This is a genomic window from Paenibacillus vini (genome assembly GCF_018403325.1).
Lineage (GTDB): Bacteria > Bacillota > Bacilli > Paenibacillales > Paenibacillaceae > Fontibacillus > Fontibacillus vini.
On sequence record NZ_BOSL01000017.1, the window covers coordinates 92,702 to 110,694 of the forward strand.

Genomic DNA, 17,993 nt, shown 5'->3' on the forward strand with positions numbered 1-17,993 from the left:
CTCAAATAAGAGACGAGAGCTTGAAATTCCCGCGGTACCACTCTAAGTGCTGAAACTTGCATCAGCCACTCTGTAGGATAACGGCCAACCACCGGATTTGCCTACGTTAAGCCGCCCAATACCGGCTTCAATTCGGCAAACCATCTCCCGGGTCCGATTCCTTCGCGGCCTCCATACCGGCTTCCACCCTTCCGGCTCGCTGTCATGGATTCACGCAACATACTATCCCGTTCACAGATATTAAGAAAATAATTGGAACTTAATATATAGCAAAATCAAAGAAAAGTCAACGCCGGAAAAAAGTGATCGAGCCGTCCTTGATTTTTTTGCCGATCCACTTCATTAGCAATAGCCGATATAGCGGCCGAGTCAACGGAAAGACCATTGTAAATCCGATGATATCGGTCACGAAACCCGGAATCAGCAGCAAAATTCCTCCGCCGAATACGCACATTCCCTCAATCATAGTCTTGCCCGGAATCTGCCTGCCGTTCATCTGCGCCTTCGCATCCGCAAGCACTTTTCGCCCTTCAAACTGCATCATTAAGCCGCCGATAACCGATGTGGCCAATGTCAAGAAGATCGTTTTGCCTACGCCCAGTCTTTCCGCAACTTCCACATAACCCCAAAATTCAACGATCGGGACCACAACAATCAAAACGGCTATCCATTTACGCATATAATAACTCCTTTTTCTTGCAGCATATCTACTTTATGATGCCGACAATCGATTCTAAGAGTATTGTACCGTTTTGGTTTAGCAGAATCAAAATTTACTCGCTTCCTCAAAAGCCGCATACCAATCAGGGAAAACCTTTTTAAACTGGACCGGTTTAAAATCCTCTCGCCGGACCACATAGTGAGTGGAGACGCCTTCTACGCATAACTCCCCTTCCCCGTTCCAGACTTCATAACCGTATTCGGTCTTTACCCCGCCGTTATTTCTGATCCATGTCTTTAACAGGACTTCGTCTCCGTAACGGATGCCTTTCTTGTACTCGATCCGCATTTCCTGCACGGGTGAAATATAGCCAGCCTGTTCCATATGGATATAATTGAAGCCCAAATCCTCGATCAGCTTGGTTCGGCCGGCTTCAAACCATCCCAGATAATGAGCATGATAAATAATCCCCATCATATCGAATTCAAAATATTTAGGCTTGATTTCCAATTCACTGATATACATCATGATTACGCCCCTTTTGCCGAGAATATCCGCTTTTCAGCGCATTATGAATCCATAGTTCTTAATATATCAAAAAAGCAATGGAATGACCGTTTCCGGACGTCCCATTGCTTTCAAGTATATGGTTGCTATTATTTACGGACTTGGCCGATTTTAACCAAGTTCGTCGAGCCGGAACGGCCCAGCGGAATACCCGCTGTAATAACAACGAGGTCGCCTTCTTTAACGAGGCCGGAGTCCAGTCCGCCCTTCATGGCGTTATCAAACATCTCATCGGTGGAAGTAGCTACTTGACCCTTCACCGGTGTCACACCCCAATTAAGGGCAAGACGGCGGCAAGTTTGGTCAACGGTAGTTACGGCGATGATTGGGGCTTTTGGACGGTATTTCGATACCATACGAGCCGTATAGCCGGTTTCGGTCGAAGTGATGATCGCTTTGGCATTCAACTCCAGAGCGGAGTTAGCAACCGCTTGGCTGATCGCTTCGGTAACCGTTGTTTGTTGTGCATTGCTTTGTTTAATGAAAATTTCACGATATTCCAAAGCGGATTCCGCTTTTTCTGCGATGCGGGACATCGTCAGAACGGATTCTACAGGATATTTCCCTGCAGCTGTTTCTCCGGACAGCATGATAGCATCTGTACCGTCGAAGATCGCGTTCGCTACGTCACTCGCCTCAGCGCGTGTAGGTCTTGGGTTGCGCTGCATGGAATCCAGCATTTGAGTAGCTGTGATTACAGGCTTGCCAGCGCGGTTACATTTTTCGATCATGCGTTTTTGCGCGAGAGGCACGTCTTCAGCTGGAATTTCCACGCCAAGGTCACCGCGCGCTACCATCAGACCGTCGGACACTTCCAAAATTTCATCCAGGTTATCGACACCTTGCTGGTTCTCGATTTTGGAGATGATTTGGATATGAGTTGCATTATGACTTTCCAGCAGCTCGCGAATTTCGAGCACGTCGCTGGCTTTACGAACGAAGGAAGCCGCAATGAAATCGACGCCTTGTTCGATCCCGAATTTGATATCGTTAGCATCTTTCTCTGTGATGCCTGGCAGGGAAATGTTTACGCCGGGTACGTTTACGCCCTTCTTGCTCTTGATCGTACCGCCGTTGACGATGCGGCACTTGATTTCCGTTCCTTGAATATCCACTACAGTCAAACCGATCAAACCGTCGTCGATCAGAATGGTCGAACCCACTTCCACGTCTCCAGGCAATTCTTTGTATGTGATGGAGAGGCGGTCTTTGTCGCCGAGAATTTCTTCTGTAGTCAGCGTGATGAACTCATCTTGCTCAAGCTCAATCGGTTCTTCCTTCAATTTGCCGGTGCGGATTTCAGGACCTTTTGTGTCCAGCAGTATGGCGATTGATTTCCCCAGCTCTTCGCTCGCTTGGCGGATCGTTTTGATCCGGTTGCCATGCTCCTCAAAATCTCCATGGGAGAAGTTCAGGCGAGCGACATTCATCCCGGCCATGATCAGTTTCTTGGTGTTGTCTAACGATTCGCTTGAAGGACCGATAGTACAGACGATTTTTGTTTTGCGCATTTTGGGTTTCCTCCGTTTATTAAGTTCTCTCTATACATCTTTTCCAACAACTAAATTTACTACAAAATACCCGTTTTGTATAGGAAGTTTCTCATATTGTAACAGTCTACCTAGTCATTACCCACTAGGGACGAATCTATAATGGATTCTTCCACCTGTACGGGATTCTCTTTTGGCGTTCCTTCGGCGAACTCACCGATTTTGCGGAATTTGCGGTAACGGTCTTCTACCAGCTCGTCCGGGTTCATTACGGTAAGCTCTTCCAAATGTCGGATTAGCCCGTCCTTGATCGCCGATGCCGTAGTCTCATAATCCCGGTGAGCGCCGCCTTTCGGCTCCGGTACGATCTCCTCGATCACTTCCATTTCCAGAAGATCCTGAGCGGTAATTCTCATTGCCTCAGCCGCTTGGTCCGCTTTGGAAGCATCCTTCCAAAGAATCGAAGCCGCTCCGTTCGGAGAAATCGCCGAGTAAATCGCGTTTTCCAGCATTAGGACCCGGTTGCCGACGCCAAGCGCGAGTGCCCCGCCGCTGCCGCCTTCCCCGATAACCACACAGATGACGGGCACGCGCAGTCTGGCCATTTCCAGCAAGTTGCGCGCAATCGCTTCCGACTGCCCTCTCTCCTCCGCCGTGATGCCCGGGTAGGCTCCCTTCGTATCAATGAAGGTAATGATCGGACGGCCGAATTTATCCGCCTGATGCATCAGACGCAACGCTTTACGGAAGCCTTCCGGATGCGCGCTGCCGAAGAAGCGGGCAATATTGTCCTTCGTATCCTTGCCCCGCTGCTGACCTAGCACCGTCACCGGCACACCGCTCAGCTTGGCCAATCCGCCGACAACGGCAAGATCGTCTCCGAAGAGCCGGTCGCCGTGCAGCTCGATGAAATCTTCGAAAATAAGAGAGATCAGATCGAGCGAAGTCGGACGTTGATGATGCCGGGCCAAATGCATTTTTTGCGAGGGCGAGATATTGCTGTAAATTTCCTGCTCCAGCTGCTTATATCGCTCTTCCAACCGGGCGATTTCCTCGCTGAAATCGATCCCTTTTTCATTGCCGAACTGCTCCAGTTCCTGTATCTTCTCGCGGAGTTTCACGAGAGGCGATTCAAAAGGCAATTCACCCGCCATTGGCTGCTCCTCCCTTCACTCCGTGCAAATCTAGCAATTGTGACAGCGTGGCTCTCAGTTCTTTGCGGTGGACAACCATATCCAGTTGACCATGCTGCAAATTGAATTCGGCCGTCTGGAAATCATCGGGCAGCTTCTGGCGAATCGTCTGTTCGATAACGATCCGGCCGGCAAACCCGAAGACCGCTCCCGGCTCGGCGATAATTACGTCGCCAAGCATAGCAAAACTGGCCGAGACGCCCCCTGTAGTCGGGTCCGTAATGACCGAGATATAAAGGCCGCCCTGCTCGTCCAAGCGGGCCAGGGCCGCGCTCGTCTTAGCCATTTGCATCAGACTTAATATACTCTCTTGCATCCGCGCTCCGCCCGAAGTAGAGAATATAATCATCGGGAGACGCTTCTCCGTGGCCGCTTCGATCGCACGGGTAATTTTCTCTCCGACGACGGAACCCATGCTGCCGGTGAAAAAGTCAAAGCTCATCACGGCCACGACGGCCGGAAAGCCGCCGATCGTCCCCTCTCCGGTGACCACCGCTTCGCGCAGTCCGGATTTGAGTTTTTGCTGCTCCAGCTTGCTGGCATACCCCGGAAAGTTCAAGGGGTCGACGGAAACCAAGTCCTCGTCGTATTCCAAAAAGCTTCCTTCATCCATAGTCATGCGAATCCGTTCCAAAGCATTCAGCCGCATATGATGTCCGCAAGAAGGACACACTTTAAGATTCTTTTCCAATTCTTTGCTGTATTGTATGGTGCCGCAGCGGCTGCACTTATTCATCAGACCTTCCGGAATTTCACGCTTCGGCCGGTCCCCCGGCTGCGAACTGAGATCGTTCCCCAAACGTTCTGAAGGAATGGTCGCGTATTTTCTTTTTTTCTGAAACAAGTCTTTAAACACTACTACACCTCTTCAGCCGTTAATTTATTGGCCGCATCACAGCAAGACAAGGAAATATAGCTTCGATAAGCCGGCCTATTTCCTTGCCTCTAAGGATGCAATATCGAATTAAGAACTTCCTGAACCTCTTCCAGTTCACCAGACGGAACTAAAATTTCAAACTGTTGTTTGGATAAATTAACAGGACGTGTTTGGACAAGAAAGCCTTCTTCGGTGAGTTTCGTCTTGATCATATCCGCAACTTTTGCGGTAGGCGCAATGTACATTACAGTCCACATGTCCTTTTCTAAGCCCCCCAACTCCTGACCTTATCTTTGAGCCTATATAATAGAGCTATGATAACATAATTTTCAAAAATACCGCAACAAAGGAGAAAGTGTCAGGGAGGCCTTGACCGCGGCAGTTCCGCTAGAAAATGGAATTCCTGTATTCAGACGCTTTCCGGCATAGGCCGCATCAATCGGAAGGGTAAGTAGCTGCGTTGCTGTCCCTGTGGGCAATTCTTGCCGAAGCGGCAGCAGCGAGACCGGCTACCAAATCATCGAGAAAAACATGGATACTATCCCCTTTGTTATTAAGCATCCCGATAATTTCCGGCTTTTCCTTGTCCAAATAACCAAAGCTGGTAAGTCCGATCATTCCGAATACGCTCGTTATGCCCAGGGCCATCGTTTCGTCCACTCCATATAACGGCTCATCCGCCTCAAGAATCGATTGAAGCGGCTCGGGCAGCAGCTTTTTCTCCGCTAACTCATCCAATGCGATACCCGTAAATAAGGTGTACTGTACCTCGCGCTTACGCAGCACGGCTTTAACACTGTCCATGCACTGCTCCATCTCCAGACCATCATGATAGGGGATTTGCAGAGCATACACGATTTCGGCGATTTCCTCCAGCCGGACTCCCCGTCTTTGCAGCTGCTCCACCGCGATTTCATATGACATGAGCATCCCTCCCGGATAGCGATAAACACTCCCCGGCACTTCGGTCGCAGCAGCGTGTAAGCATCTGTCCGAGCCGCATTTCTCCGAACTTAGTTACTGGGGTTTTATGTCCATCGTGTTCCTAAGTGTATGCAAAGGGATGGTAAAATGTTCATTAAAAACCAGTGATCGAAATCAAGGGTTGTCTTTGATAGGTGGACAAACTATGAAAATGTCTTTCAAATAGTGGACAAAACTCCATAGATGAAAGAATCTCTGCTTCGTCTCAAAATTCTACATATAGTAACTGTGAGTCTTATCACTAACTAGATAGTGATTTACTCCAAAGATCGTCAGGATGACCCTTATGTCCACTTTTAGGTGGACATTTTAACTATTTGTCCGTATGGAGAGGATTCCTTCTAATTAAAAGCTTCAATCTTTCTTGCCGGATTTAAGGATCCCGGCCGCCGCCGCTTACTTCACTTTTACCGTATCCGGTCCGAGCAGCTGTTCCATTTGCCGGAACAGCTCCGGCGACGGCTTGATGCTGTACCGTTCATTCAAGGCGAGCAGCTTGCCGGTGCTCTCGTAAAACAGCACGGTACCTACCGGACCGTGGTGCAGCTCGAGCAGCGACTTGAGCTGCTCCAGCAGGCGGGCGTTCTCCGCCGCCGCCGTGATCTTGACGAAGACGCGCTGCTCCGCAGGCGTCTTGCGCTCGCGGCCGCCCGCCGCGGGTGCAGGCGGCGCTGGCGTTGGCGCCGCGCTAGGCGCAGCTGCGCCGGCGCTGCGGGCGCCTTTGGCGGCGGCGCCCGGCGGCGTCCCGGCCGCTGCGCGGCCCGAGCGCGCAGCCAGGCCGCGCTTCAGCTGCGCAAGGCTCTGCGCGCTGAGCGGCGCCACCTCGTCGGCCAGCAGCTTGAAGCCTTCGTCCTGCTGCTGGACGGTGGCGCGCAACGCTAGCAGAGCGCCCTTGCCGACGTGCGGCGAGCAACGCCGCCACACTTCCGGGAACAGCACGACCTCGCAGCGCTCGATCTGATCCTCGAGCTCCATGAAGGCCATCGCTTTTCCTTGCTTGGTCGTAATCGCCTTCACCGAAACGACCATACCCGCAACGATAGCTTTACTGTCGTCCGGAGCTTCGGCCAAATCCATCAGCCGGTCGGTGCCTTCCTGTTCCAATAGCTCATCGTAATCGTCCAGCGGGTGGCCCGACAAATAAAGTCCGAGCAATTCCCTTTCCAGCTCCAATTGCTGGGTACCGGAAAACTTAGGAATGTCGGGATATTCGATATCCCAATTCGGCGTCTCCACGAAATCAAACAGCTGAATCTGCAGGTCCTCCCGCTCTTTACGCCATTTCATAGCCGCTTCGACCGTCTCGTCCAGCATCGCCAGCAGTTGCGCCCGGTGGCCGGGCAATCCGTCAAACGCTCCGGCCTGGATAAGAGATTCGATCACGCGCTTGTTACACACGCGCAAATCGACACGGCGGCAAAAATCGAGCAAACTGTCGAAAGGACGCTCCTCGCGTTCCTGCAAAATGCTTTCCATCGCCTGGGTCCCGACATTCTTGATCGCGGCCAACCCGAATCGGATCACGCCGAGTGAAGGTGCAGCCGTTCCTTCCAAGTCAGAAGAAGATTGAACCTCCAGAGATGCCGTACCAAAGCCGATGCCCGCCTCAGCTTGCGGTGTAAACAGCACGCGGCTCTCATTGACATCGGGCGGAAGCACGGTAATGCCCATACGACGGCATTCAACGATGTATTCAGCCACCTTGCGATGACTGCCCATGACGGCCGTCAGCATCGATGCCATGAAATGCACCGGATAATGGGCCTTCAAATAAGCCGTTTGAAAGGCCAGCACCCCATACGCGGCAGCATGGGCGCGCGGGAAGCCATAGTTAGCGAAGCGTACGATCATATCGTATACCGCGTTAGCATCCTCCTCGCGGTATCCCTGCTTGATGCTGCCGGCTACGAAGTGCTCTCTTTGCTCATCCAGCACTTCGCGTTTCTTTTTCGAAACGGCTCTCCGAAGCAAATCCGCTTCCCCGAGGGAGAAGCCAGCCATACGCGATGCAATTTGCATGATCTGTTCCTGATAAACGATGATGCCATAAGTATCCTTTAGAATCGGCTCCAGATCCTGATGAGGATAGTCCACGGTCGTCTGCCCGTGCTTGGCCGAAATAAATTTCGGGATAAAATCCATAGGTCCCGGACGGTACAGCGCCACGACCGAAATAACGTCCTCGAATACCGACGGCTTGAGATCGCGGAGAACCCGGCGGCAGCCGGCGGACTCTAACTGGAACACCCCTGTCGTCTCGCCGTGCCCGAGCATTTCATAAGTCAGCGGATCATCGTCGGCAATGAGTCGAAAATCGGGCGTTTGTCCGGTCTGTTCCCCGATCCAACGCATGCAGCGCTCAATAATGGAGAGGGTGCGAAGACCCAGAAAATCCATTTTCAGCAGCCCGACCGCCTCCAGATTTTCCATGGAATACTGGGTTAAGGCCGTACCTTCGCTGCCCGTCTGAAGCGGCACGGCGTCCGTAAGCGGATCACGCGAGATAACCACCCCGGCGGCATGCGTGGAGGCGTGACGCGGCATCCCTTCCACCTTACGTGCCATATCCAGCAATCCTTTAACCCGGTTCTGCGAATCGTAAAGCTGCTTCAAATCGGGGCTTTCCTTGATGGCCCGCTCAATCGTCATCCCCATATTCCCGGGAATCAGCTTGGCGACCTTATCCACCTCGCCGAAAGGTACGTTCAAGGCCCGGCCCACATCGCGGACAGCCGCCCGCGCGGCCATCGTACCGAAGGTAATGATCTGAGCGACATGCTCCGGTCCGTATTTGTCCGCCACATAGGCGATGACTTCGTCCCGCCGCTCGTCGCTGAAATCGATATCGATATCCGGCATTGTGATCCGCTCCGGGTTGAGAAACCGTTCAAACAAAAGCTTGTATTTCATCGGGTCTACATTCGTAATATGCAATACATACGCGACAAGGCTGCCTGCGGAGGATCCCCGCCCGGGCCCGGTGGCTATATCATGACGATGCGCATAGGCGATGAAATCCCAAACGATGAGGAAATAATCGGAAAAGCCCATGCTCGCGATAACTTTAAGTTCATAATCAAGGCGTTCCTTCAGTTTGGTCTTTTCGGCCTCTTCCTGCCATTCCTCCAGATGCCCGTAACGCTCGGCCAGCCCCTGTTCACAAAGCGATGCCAGATAGCTCTCGGGAGTCATCCCATCGGGAATAGGACGGAATGCCGGCAAAATATGACGGCCGAATTCCAGCTCCAGCCGACATTTATCGGCAATTTCCGCTGTGTTCGCGATCGCTTCCGGAAGATGCGGAAACAGCGCCGCCATTTGCTCCCCGCTTTTCAAATATAGCTGGTTCGTTCCGATTTTGAATCGGTCTTCGTCATCCACCGATTTGCCCGTCCCGATGCAGATGAGCACATCCTGGACCTCGGCATCGCTCTCTCCGAGATAATGCACATCATTCGTAGCCACGAGGGAAATTCCGGTTTCCTTGGCCAAATCGACCAGCAGCGTATTCACCTTTTTCTGCTCGGCCATTCCATGGTCTTGAAGCTCCAGATAAAAATCTTCCCCGAACGCCTCCCTGTACCGGAGCGCAGCGCGCTTCGCCTCTTCCATACGGCCGTTCAGCAGGTGCTGCGGCACTTCTCCGCCAAGACAGGCACTGAGGCAGACCAGCCCTTCTTTATGGCGCTCGAGTACCTCCCAGTCGATCCGAGGCTTGTAATGGAATCCCTCCAGATGACCGATCGAGCAGAGGCGCATCAGATTCTGATAGCCGGTTTCATTCTTGGCAAGCAGGATCAAATGATGGATAGGCTGATCCTTCCGGCTTCCCCTTTCCTTCCGCGACGCCGCGGTAAAGTACATCTCACAGCCTATGATGGGCTTGATGCCGTGCGCCTTGCATAATTTATAAAAAGGAATGGCCCCGTACATCACACCGTGATCGGTCAGTGCCAGCGATTTCATGCCAAACCCGGCCGCTTTGGCGACCAGCTCCTCCAGCCGGGCTGCGCCGTCAAGGAGACTGTATTCACTATGTACATGTAAATGAACGAAGCTTTCCATCCGTAACCTTCCTTTCAATCAAAACATTTGTTCCCTTTTTAAATATTTTATCATACATTGCGGAATTGCGCCCATAGAATGGTATGGAGAGGACAAGCGCAGTCCTGGAAAGGGGAGTTCACCGGTTATGAGCACATTTTTGACCAAAGCTGTCATGGACTTTTTCGTGGCCTTCGGCATCGTCGTCGGGGGAGCGATGGTGGGCGGACTCGGTGCGATCGTATCCATGCAGCCGCCGACCCATACCATGCTTGATATCGCGGGGCGGATCAAAATCTGGGCCCTCGCCGCCGCGGTAGGCGGAACCATTGATCCTATGAGGGTCATCGAAAGCAACTTTTTCGACGGAAACCTGTCTCCAGCTATCAAGCAAATCCTGTATCTCTTGTTCGCCTTCATGGGCGCTCATATGGGGGCCGAACTGGTTAGATGGATGTGTGGAGGAAACCGGGGATGAATGAACGGAATCTGCCGACGCCTCCGACACTAAAAGGCTTCAAACGGTTTTTGCAATTGACCGCCGTATTCCTGCTCGGTATGGTCGCAGGCAGCATCACCTTCAATATCGTCTTCCAGACAAGCTACAACAAGCTCTGGGTTGAGAATAAGGATCTGCAAATCCAGCTCTATCAGGCGGAAGAAGACAATAAAACGCTGAAAAAATACCACAAGCGCTCCACCGTCATCAAGGAGATTCAGGTACGCGTGGAAGAGAGGGATCCCCCTCTGGACACGCTGGCGGTCAAGGAGGTCGTGCAGCAGCTGCATGAGGAGCTGGAGGTGCTGCGCGGACGGAGTATTTTTGAAATCGACTCCGACGCCAAAATGGCGCGAACTCTATTAAACAGGAAGATCTATGCCGTCCGTGACAAGGAATACGCGATTCAAGTAAAAACAATGCTGGTAAGCGAGGGCGTACTGCAAGTGTGGGTCGATATCCGGCCCTATGTGCGGAGCTGAGTTTTCATGCTACAATGAAAAAGATCACAGACAAGCTGTGACCTTAGGTTGAATTTTCTTTAACTATTATTTTTAAAAAGGAGCAGTGACTCTTCCCATGATCGAAGGTTTATTGTACGTCTTGTACGCCGCATTGATCGTCTCCAGCGTCTGTTCGATTGTCTTCAGCTTAAAGTCCCGCCGCTCTTTGGATCCTCGGACCCGCGGACTGTCGCAAGCCAAAATGAACATCAGTATGGGCTTCATGCTCATCGTGCTGGCATTGATCCAGATGTTCATGTTCAGCGGCTCGACGGTACGCGTTGTGGTTGGGGCCTTGTTTATGGTGATCGGCGCGTTTAATATATTCGCCGGAATCCGTAACCTAGGTATCATTTCCCGCCAAAGCCCCGAGTAGGACCGGCTGGTTAGGAATGGTCGATCGATTGCAGCGTCATGACGGCTTTGGACACCAAATGGTCCTGATACGTCATGACGATCTCCAGTTTGCAGGCTCTGCGGCTCATCTCCAACAATACCGGATTGATGACGATCGAATTCTCGATTTGAACCGGACGCACAAAGTAAGTCGTCAGATTATCGACGACATAATCCCCGCCGCCGCTGGCATCTTTCGCCGCGCTTAATCCCGCTTGGGTCATTAACGATGTCAGAACCCCATGAGAGATTGTCCCGATATCGGTTGCCATCTGCGGTGTAATAACCCCATGGAAGAACAACCTTCCGCTTTCATCCCGTTCCTCCGCAAACCCGTTCCACATCAAATGCTCGAACGTTTCCCCCAACTGCGGCTGGTTCCGGGCGTCCCGCATCGCCTGCAGCACTTCCCGGCGGGTCACCGACGAGATCAGTTTTCGGTTGCGGTCCACCACCGGCAAGAAGTCGATTCCTTCCCATACCATTATTTGTGCCGCCGAAGCGAGTGAAGTCTGCAGTCCGACCGTGATCGGATGACGGATCAGACATTTCTCAATGCTTTGATCTCCGCTCAATTCCTCGACATCCTTGCGGCTGACGATGCCGATGACGCGATTCCACTCGTCAACGACCGGAAAGTGCTGATACCCGGTCTCGATCGAGAGCTGATCGAAATCGGAAATATTACTGTTCACCTTAAGCATATTTACCTTCGGCTTGCTCACCACGATATCTTCCACCAGCATGATTTTTTTCTTGATGAGACGGTCGAAAATCGCCCGGTTGATCATCGAGGCTACCGTAAACGTATCATGACGGGAGGAAATAATCGGAAGGGATAACCGGTCCGCTAGCGTTTTGACGTCACGGCTTGTCCCGAAACCGCCGGTGATCAGCACGCCCGCCCCCTGTTCCAGAGCTAGAGAATGAGCGTTCTCCCGGTTGCCGACGAGAAGGAGACTGCCTGCGTCAATGTACCGGGCCATGGCCTCGATCTTCATCGCGCCGATGACATATTTGTGCAGCGTCTTGTCAAGCCCGTCCGCTCCGCCGAGCACATGCCCTTCCACGATCTCTACCACATCGCCGAACGTCAGCTGATCCGAAATGTTCCGCGGCTTCTTTTCCACGCGAACCGTACCGATCCGCTCCTTGGTGATGACGATTCCCAGATTCTCCGCTTCCTTGACGGCACGATACGCCGTCCCTTCGCTGACACCTAAGCTTTTGGCCAATTTGCGCACCGATATTTTCGTTCCGATCTTGAGACTCTCGATGTGTTGCAGCAGCTGCTCGTGTTTTGTGACGCTCTCCTCATGTCCCTGCAACTGTTATACCCCCCATCTAAATCTGTACTATTCTGTATTCATTATACACGTTTTGGAATTAAATAAAAACGGACATTCCGTGAGCGAAAACTCCCGAAGCAGCACCGTTTTGTATGGGTGATGGCAGCTTGCTGAGGGAGAGGCAAGGGGAGTCGCAAATCTCTTATTGCGTTTTGAAAATCTTCTCTTGAAGATATCCCTTTTGCGAGTCTCCTCCTGCGAATTCTCCATTGCGATTTTAAAATAGCTGTAAAACCTACAGGTATTTCAGGACAAAGTTGCTCTTACTACGAAATAACTGTAAAACCTACCTTTAATTCACCCCTTTTTGCGACTTGAAGGGTAAAAACTCAAAATTAGATGTAGGAATTCCAGCTAAATTCATTTTGATCGGCGTTTGATGAAAATTAACTGTAGTAATTGCAGTTAATCTTGTCTGACTTCGCTAAAAGAGCTAGCTTAAAGATTTTCACTTGAGGACCTTCGCTTGAGGATTTTCTCTGGCTAATTTTCTCTTCAGATATCACTTTTGCGAGTCTCCCCCTGCGAATTCTCCATTGCGATTTAAAATAGCTGTAAAAACTACAGGTATTTCAGGACAAAGTTGCTCTTGCTACGAAATAACTGTAAAAACTACATTTAATTTACCCCTTTTTGCGACTAAGAAGGTAAAAACGCAAAATTAGATGTAGAAAATCCAGCTAATTTCATTTTGATCGACGTTTGATGAAAATTAACTGTAGAAATTGCAGCTGATTACGAGAGGTAAATGGTCATTATCGATGTCATCTGTTCTATGCAGAGGAATTGCGTTGGTTATTTGTGAGACTCGTCACACTAACCTTGACGGAAAATCAAAGCTGTTTAGAGCATTTTTATGGGTGCGACTAATTTGTGACTTGTATCACAATCCATGTCAGGTGCGTTGATATAATGAACGCGAAACATAAAATTTTTAATATCAGGAGGACTAATCATGAGTGAAAATATTAAAGTTACGGTCAATGCTACGGAATATCCGCCGCAATTAAAGCATAAAACGATCTTTGCCGCCTACAACAGCCTTGAGTCTGGTGAAGCGATGCTGCTGGTGAACGACCACGATCCGGTACCTTTGCGTTTTCAATTCGAAGCGATGCATCCCGGACAATTTTCTTGGGAATATCTTGAACAAGGCCCTGAGACATTTCAAGTTAAAATCGGCAAAAACTAATAATCCGGGGGGGCGCTGTTCATGGCAACCATAACGGTCATTGATGAGAAAACCATCAAAATAGCGGTGGATCTTGAAGATGCACTTAGCATGATAGCGGAAGCGGAGAGCAATCTGGAACAATACGCTGCTGAGATTCTGATGATCGCCGAAAAAATGCCTGAATTCCAATATACTTATTTTTGCTTTTACGCCTACGATACGGCGATGCTGTTTGAGAAAATGCTGGGGATCGACCCGAAGCAGTACCTGTCATTTTCCTTGGATGCGCCCGACTCTTTCTTTTACACGCTTTACGGCGGTATGAAGGGACTTAGCGGCATGGCCCGCCTGTCCAGCGTTCTGACAATGGAGCAAACGGAACTGGAGGTGAATGAAGGATGAGCTCGGAAAACAACCCCGGCACCGGAATCGTAGAGTTGGATGTACGTCCGCAGCTTCGAGCGGGCGAGGAACCGTTCAGCATCATCATGGATACGTTTAAAAACCTGCAGCCCGGCGAAACTTTTGTACTGCATGCGATCATGAAGCCGGCTCCGCTGATCCCCCTCCTTGAGGGAAAAGGATACACCAGCACTTGTGAGCAGGTCAGCAGCGATCACTGGATCGTTACCTTCGTTCCGCAAACCAACTAAATCAATTCTTTCTTTCATACAAAAACGACCGCCTCCGAAGAAATCCGGTGTGCGGTCGTTTGCTTTTTGTTATCGGTTACGTTAGCTTTCCTTTTGCTCTCCTCTTACTTCCTCTTGCTCTCCTCAGGTTCCTGCCCCGGCCCCCAGTCCCAGCTCTAAAGAACTCCACGTTCCTTATTTACCGAATAAACGCTCAAAATTTAGGCTAAGGAATCGTACCGTGCTTATTTAGTGAAAAATCAGGGGAATCAAACGAATTTGACGGGTATAAGGCCAACTCAGTTCGTTAGAAACTTTTGATGACGCTTTTTCGCCAAATAGCATTTCTGAGGTTCGCTAATACGCTTCATACAACAGCATAGGTTACATTCATGCTCCATACACACATCACCCACGCCTCTCGCACGATTCACCAACGCATTATCCACGCTCCATACACACTTCATCCATTTGTATATGCCTTAGGCACATACGCGCAGTAAGGATCGCTCTCCAGATAATCTCCGGTCACGGCATAGGCTCTCGCTCTTGAACCGCCGCACAGCTGCTTGAACTCGCAGACTCCGCATTTGCCTTTCAGGAGGGATTTGTCACGCAGCTCCCTTAGGATCGGAGAATTCCGATATATTTCAGGTAAAGAGGACTCTCTGACATTTCCGCAGCTTACCGGCAGAAAACCGCTAGGATATACGTCGCCCGTATGGCTGATGAAAACAAAGCCGTCTCCATCATTCACACCCTTCGGTGAGCGGCCCAGTACATCGGCCCGCTTTACAGCTTCGGCCTGCCGCCCCTCCTGGGCCTCCCTCTTCTTTTGCTGCATAAAGACCCGGCGATAATGAGGAGCCTCCGTCGCCTTCACGCCGTACGGCATTTCCTTCTGCAAGCGAGCCAGCCATTCCATGACCTTCTCATGCTCCTCCGGCGAGATCATGTCGCCAACCATGCCTCTCCCTGTCGGCACGAGAAAGAAGACGCTCCATAGAACGGCCCCCATTCCCTTGACTTTCTCCGCAATTCGCGGCAGATCATCCAGGTTATAACGCGATACGGTTGTATTGATCTGAATCGGTATATCAAGCTCATGCAGGTAATCTATTCCCCGCATCGTCATTTGGTAGGAACCCGGAGTTCCGCGAAAATGATCGTGAATCTCCGCCGTAGAACCGTCCAGACTGAACGCCCAGCGGGATAAGCCGACTTCTTTGGCTTTTTCCACAGCCGAAAAGGTTACTCTCGGCGTTGCGCTTGGCGTCATGGAAACAGGCAGACCTTTCTCATGGATCGCGTACTTGGCCAGCTCGAAGAGATCCGGGCGCATCAGCGGATCGCCACCGGTGAATACAAACAGCGGCCGATCCATTTCCGCGATATCGTCGATCAGCTTTCGGCCTTCTTCCAGCGTAAGCTGACGCGGATCGGGATGATATTGCGCCTCAGCCCGGCAATGCAGACATTTCAATGCGCAGGCACGCGTTACTTCCCATATGACGATGAACGGATTGTGGTTATAATCCCGTTCCTGAGTGAAATTAGGTTGCATTACATTCATCTCCCGGCAATTGTATTCACCTATCATATCCGGATTTTTATTGCCCCCTTATGACTGGAGTCACTTTGAGTCCTTCACATTTAAGATAGAATTGTCAGAAAAAAAACTGGGGGAGAACCATATGGCTAACGATCTTATTCGGCAGCAAAAAACGATAACCGGTGCGGAGCTGCTCATTGAATGCCTGATGGGAGAACAGGTTGACACGATATTCGGTTATCCCGGCGGCGCGGTCATCCCGATTTACGATGCCCTTTACGATTGCTCCGATATCCGTCATATTTTGACGAGGCATGAGCAAGCTGCCGTTCATGCGGCGGACGGCTACGCCCGGGTAACCGGCCGGCCCGGTGTGGCGCTGGTGACTTCCGGACCCGGAGCTACGAACGCGGTCACGGGCATCGCTAACGCATTCATGGATTCCGTTCCGCTGGTGGTCCTGACCGGCCAGGTTTCCACGGACCTGATCGGACGCGACAGCTTCCAGGAGGTAAATATATTCGGCATGACCATGGACGTAACCAAGCATAATTACGTAGTCATGGACGTGAAGCAGTTGCCCCGAATTATTAAGGAGGCCTTTCATATCGCATCTACAGGCAGACCCGGCCCGGTGCTGATCGATTTACCGAAAAATATCATGAACGCCAAAACGGCATTGGGAACGCTGGAAAAAATCTCGATCCGCGGGTATGAGCCTGCGCCGGAAATTCCCGAAGAAACCGTCGCACAGATCGCAAACCGGCTTGGTTCCGCTGAGCGGCCCGTCATTCTTGCCGGCGGCGGCGTTGTCTCTTCGGGCTCATCGGATGCCCTCCTAGACTTGGCGGTGAACGCCGGAATTCCGGTCGTCAGCACCTTGATGGGGATCGGCGCGTTCCCGTCCGATCATCCCCTTTATCTCGGGATGCTGGGAATGCACGGCACTTATGCGGCTAACCGGGCCGTTCATCAAGCGGATGTCCTGCTGTCGCTGGGTGCAAGATTTAATGACCGGCTCTCCGGCAAGATCAAATCCTTTTCGCCGGAGTCCTGGAAGGTTCACGTTGACATCGATGACGCGGAGCTCGGCAAAAATATCCCTGTCGATGTTGCCGTACACGGCAATATCCGGGACCTGCTGATGAAATTAAACCCGCTGACCGGCCGGCTTACTGCGGCAGAAGCATGGGCCAAGGAAACGACCCGCTGGCAGAAGAAGGTCCCTCATTTTACCGCAGAGGCCGGTACGTTGTGTCCGCAGGAGGTTATCCAGCTGCTCCACAAGTTTACGGAAGGAAACGCGGTCGTGGCCACCGATGTAGGCCAGCACCAGATTTGGACGGCACATCATTATAAATTCAAGCATACCCGTTCTTTCCTGACCTCAGGCGGACTCGGTACGATGGGCTTCGGACTTCCCGCCGCGATCGGGGCGGCGATTGCAGGCGACGGCAGTCCGGTCATCTGTGTTACTGGAGATGGAAGCTTCCAGATGAACCTGCAGGAATTGATGACGGCGGTAGATTATCAGCTCCCGATCAAAATTGCCTTGCTGAATAACGGGTATCTGGGAATGGTACGGCAATGGCAGCAAATGTTTTATAAGCGCCGCTACTCCTCCGTCCAGATCTCGTCGCCCGATTACGTAGCCTTTGCGTCAGCCTACGGAGTGACAGGACTTCGGGCTCAAACCTTGGACGAGGCGGAATCCATCATCCGCCAAAGCCTGGAGATCCCGGGACCGGTGTTGATGGAATTCAACGTCAAAGAAGAGCAAAATGTATTTCCTATGGTGCCTCCGGGAGAGAGCAATGACAAGATGATCATGGATGAACGAAATTAAAAAAAGGCTGTCTTAAAGTAAACTGGTACCCATAGTTTGGACACTTTGAAAAAAGGTGTTCAGGCTGTGGGTACCTTTTTGTATACTGGAATAAGCATCGGGGGGGGATTGCATGAGCAAGAAGAGATTTACCGAAGAGGACCGTGAGGTCCTATCACAAAACAAGTACGTGGTGAATGTAAGTGCGAAGGCCATAACTTATTCAGATGAATTTAAGCAGCTTTTC

The 17,993-nt window shown here is 51.3% G+C and carries 18 protein-coding genes and 1 other annotated feature; of the genes, 8 read left to right on the plus strand and 10 right to left on the minus strand.

What is annotated here, in order from left to right; translation table 11 throughout:
• Nucleotides 1-5: 5 nt before the first annotated feature.
• Nucleotides 6-244: a binding site (T-box leader), on the minus strand.
• Between the two features lie 42 nt (nt 245-286).
• The 8 genes from KJS57_RS21630 to KJS57_RS21665 all read right to left on the minus strand — a co-directional run bounded on the left by KJS57_RS21630 (nt 287) and on the right by KJS57_RS21665 (nt 9,837).
• Nucleotides 287-679, minus strand: a complete 393-nt coding sequence (locus KJS57_RS21630; RefSeq protein ID WP_211020998.1) for an FxsA family protein — start codon at nt 677-679, stop codon at nt 287-289.
• Nucleotides 680-766: 87 nt separating this feature from the next.
• A complete protein-coding gene (locus KJS57_RS21635) occupies nt 767-1,189 on the minus strand; it encodes an acyl-CoA thioesterase (RefSeq protein ID WP_306434260.1) in 423 nt (140 codons plus the stop codon).
• Nucleotides 1,190-1,317: 128 nt separating this feature from the next.
• A complete protein-coding gene (pyk, locus tag KJS57_RS21640; protein ID WP_211020997.1) occupies nt 1,318-2,739 on the minus strand; it encodes a pyruvate kinase in 1,422 nt (473 codons plus the stop codon).
• A gap of 110 nt (nt 2,740-2,849) precedes the next feature.
• Complete coding sequence (locus tag KJS57_RS21645) at nt 2,850-3,872, minus strand: acetyl-CoA carboxylase carboxyltransferase subunit alpha (protein ID WP_213656325.1); 1,023 nt, start codon at nt 3,870-3,872, stop codon at nt 2,850-2,852.
• Complete coding sequence (gene accD, locus KJS57_RS21650; protein WP_211020995.1) at nt 3,862-4,767, minus strand: acetyl-CoA carboxylase, carboxyltransferase subunit beta; 906 nt, start codon at nt 4,765-4,767, stop codon at nt 3,862-3,864. Before accD ends, KJS57_RS21645 begins: the two co-directional genes overlap by 11 nt.
• 89 nt (nt 4,768-4,856) lie before the next feature.
• Complete coding sequence (locus KJS57_RS21655; protein ID WP_036624401.1) at nt 4,857-5,045, minus strand: hypothetical protein; 189 nt, start codon at nt 5,043-5,045, stop codon at nt 4,857-4,859.
• Between the two features lie 178 nt (nt 5,046-5,223).
• Nucleotides 5,224-5,712 carry a phosphatidylglycerophosphatase A family protein gene (locus tag KJS57_RS21660; protein ID WP_211020994.1) on the minus strand — a complete coding sequence of 163 codons (489 nt, stop codon included), beginning with the start codon at nt 5,710-5,712 and terminating at the stop codon, nt 5,224-5,226.
• Between the two features lie 456 nt (nt 5,713-6,168).
• Entirely contained in the window at nt 6,169-9,837 is a 3,669-nt protein-coding gene (locus tag KJS57_RS21665; protein WP_213656326.1) for a DNA polymerase III subunit alpha, read from the minus strand.
• Nucleotides 9,838-9,964: 127 nt separating this feature from the next.
• Between KJS57_RS21665 and KJS57_RS21670 the strand changes: the two genes are divergently transcribed.
• The 3 genes from KJS57_RS21670 to KJS57_RS21680 all read left to right on the plus strand — a co-directional run bounded on the left by KJS57_RS21670 (nt 9,965) and on the right by KJS57_RS21680 (nt 11,194).
• A complete protein-coding gene (locus KJS57_RS21670; protein WP_211020992.1) occupies nt 9,965-10,294 on the plus strand; it encodes a YtrH family sporulation protein in 330 nt (109 codons plus the stop codon).
• The gene (locus KJS57_RS21675; RefSeq protein ID WP_211020991.1) at nt 10,291-10,797 is read left to right on the plus strand and encodes a sporulation membrane protein YtrI; all 507 of its coding nucleotides are present in this window, start codon (nt 10,291-10,293) and stop codon (nt 10,795-10,797) included. The genes KJS57_RS21670 and KJS57_RS21675 overlap by 4 nt, the downstream gene beginning before the upstream one ends.
• Before the next feature lie 97 nt (nt 10,798-10,894).
• Complete coding sequence (locus tag KJS57_RS21680) at nt 10,895-11,194, plus strand: YtpI family protein (protein WP_211020990.1); 300 nt, start codon at nt 10,895-10,897, stop codon at nt 11,192-11,194.
• Nucleotides 11,195-11,204: 10 nt separating this feature from the next.
• On the opposite strand, the gene KJS57_RS21685 is transcribed toward KJS57_RS21680, so the two are convergent.
• Nucleotides 11,205-12,542 carry a DRTGG domain-containing protein gene (locus KJS57_RS21685; protein ID WP_211020989.1) on the minus strand — a complete coding sequence of 446 codons (1,338 nt, stop codon included), beginning with the start codon at nt 12,540-12,542 and terminating at the stop codon, nt 11,205-11,207.
• Nucleotides 12,543-13,518: 976 nt separating this feature from the next.
• Between KJS57_RS21685 and KJS57_RS21690 the strand changes: the two genes are divergently transcribed.
• From KJS57_RS21690 to KJS57_RS21700, 3 genes are read left to right on the plus strand one after another with little or no spacing between them, the layout of a single operon-like run.
• On the plus strand, nt 13,519-13,755 hold the full coding sequence (locus KJS57_RS21690) for a DUF2249 domain-containing protein (RefSeq protein WP_211025374.1): 237 nt from the start codon (nt 13,519-13,521) through the stop codon (nt 13,753-13,755).
• A 21-nt stretch (nt 13,756-13,776) separates the two neighbouring features.
• Nucleotides 13,777-14,139 (plus strand): hypothetical protein, encoded by a 363-nt coding sequence (locus KJS57_RS21695; protein ID WP_211025372.1) that lies wholly within the window; start codon nt 13,777-13,779, stop codon nt 14,137-14,139.
• Nucleotides 14,136-14,390: a DUF2249 domain-containing protein gene (locus KJS57_RS21700; RefSeq protein ID WP_213656327.1), complete on the plus strand. Its 255-nt coding sequence runs from the start codon at nt 14,136-14,138 to the stop codon at nt 14,388-14,390. The genes KJS57_RS21695 and KJS57_RS21700 overlap by 4 nt, the downstream gene beginning before the upstream one ends.
• Before the next feature lie 442 nt (nt 14,391-14,832).
• Here the strand turns inward: KJS57_RS21700 and KJS57_RS21705 are convergent, their stop codons facing one another.
• Complete coding sequence (locus KJS57_RS21705; protein WP_213656328.1) at nt 14,833-15,933, minus strand: TIGR04053 family radical SAM/SPASM domain-containing protein; 1,101 nt, start codon at nt 15,931-15,933, stop codon at nt 14,833-14,835.
• 130 nt (nt 15,934-16,063) lie between these two features.
• Here KJS57_RS21705 and ilvB point away from each other — a divergent pair, with 130 nt between their 5' ends.
• Both ilvB and KJS57_RS26735 read left to right on the plus strand, forming a co-directional pair.
• The gene (gene ilvB / locus KJS57_RS21710; protein WP_213656329.1) at nt 16,064-17,767 is read left to right on the plus strand and encodes a biosynthetic-type acetolactate synthase large subunit; all 1,704 of its coding nucleotides are present in this window, start codon (nt 16,064-16,066) and stop codon (nt 17,765-17,767) included.
• A 112-nt stretch (nt 17,768-17,879) separates the two neighbouring features.
• Nucleotides 17,880-17,993 (plus strand): HTH domain-containing protein (locus tag KJS57_RS26735; RefSeq protein WP_306434205.1); only part of this gene is annotated, 114 nt, incomplete at its 3' end.

Coding starts and splice junctions, on each gene's coding strand:
- KJS57_RS21630 (WP_211020998.1), bottom strand. CDS start 679: ATGCGTAAATGGATAGCCGTTTTGATTGTTGTGGTCCCGATCGTTGAA.
- KJS57_RS21635 (WP_306434260.1), bottom strand. CDS start 1,189: ATGATGTATATCAGTGAATTGGAAATCAAGCCTAAATATTTTGAATTC.
- pyk (WP_211020997.1), bottom strand. CDS start 2,739: ATGCGCAAAACAAAAATCGTCTGTACTATCGGTCCTTCAAGCGAATCG.
- KJS57_RS21645 (WP_213656325.1), bottom strand. CDS start 3,872: ATGGCGGGTGAATTGCCTTTTGAATCGCCTCTCGTGAAACTCCGCGAG.
- KJS57_RS21655 (WP_036624401.1), bottom strand. CDS start 5,045: ATGTGGACTGTAATGTACATTGCGCCTACCGCAAAAGTTGCGGATATG.
- KJS57_RS21660 (WP_211020994.1), bottom strand. CDS start 5,712: ATGTCATATGAAATCGCGGTGGAGCAGCTGCAAAGACGGGGAGTCCGG.
- KJS57_RS21665 (WP_213656326.1), bottom strand. CDS start 9,837: ATGGAAAGCTTCGTTCATTTACATGTACATAGTGAATACAGTCTCCTT.
- KJS57_RS21670 (WP_211020992.1), top strand. CDS start 9,965: ATGAGCACATTTTTGACCAAAGCTGTCATGGACTTTTTCGTGGCCTTC.
- KJS57_RS21675 (WP_211020991.1), top strand. CDS start 10,291: ATGAATGAACGGAATCTGCCGACGCCTCCGACACTAAAAGGCTTCAAA.
- KJS57_RS21680 (WP_211020990.1), top strand. CDS start 10,895: ATGATCGAAGGTTTATTGTACGTCTTGTACGCCGCATTGATCGTCTCC.
- KJS57_RS21690 (WP_211025374.1), top strand. CDS start 13,519: ATGAGTGAAAATATTAAAGTTACGGTCAATGCTACGGAATATCCGCCG.
- KJS57_RS21695 (WP_211025372.1), top strand. CDS start 13,777: ATGGCAACCATAACGGTCATTGATGAGAAAACCATCAAAATAGCGGTG.
- KJS57_RS21700 (WP_213656327.1), top strand. CDS start 14,136: ATGAGCTCGGAAAACAACCCCGGCACCGGAATCGTAGAGTTGGATGTA.
- KJS57_RS21705 (WP_213656328.1), bottom strand. CDS start 15,933: ATGCAACCTAATTTCACTCAGGAACGGGATTATAACCACAATCCGTTC.
- ilvB (WP_213656329.1), top strand. CDS start 16,064: ATGGCTAACGATCTTATTCGGCAGCAAAAAACGATAACCGGTGCGGAG.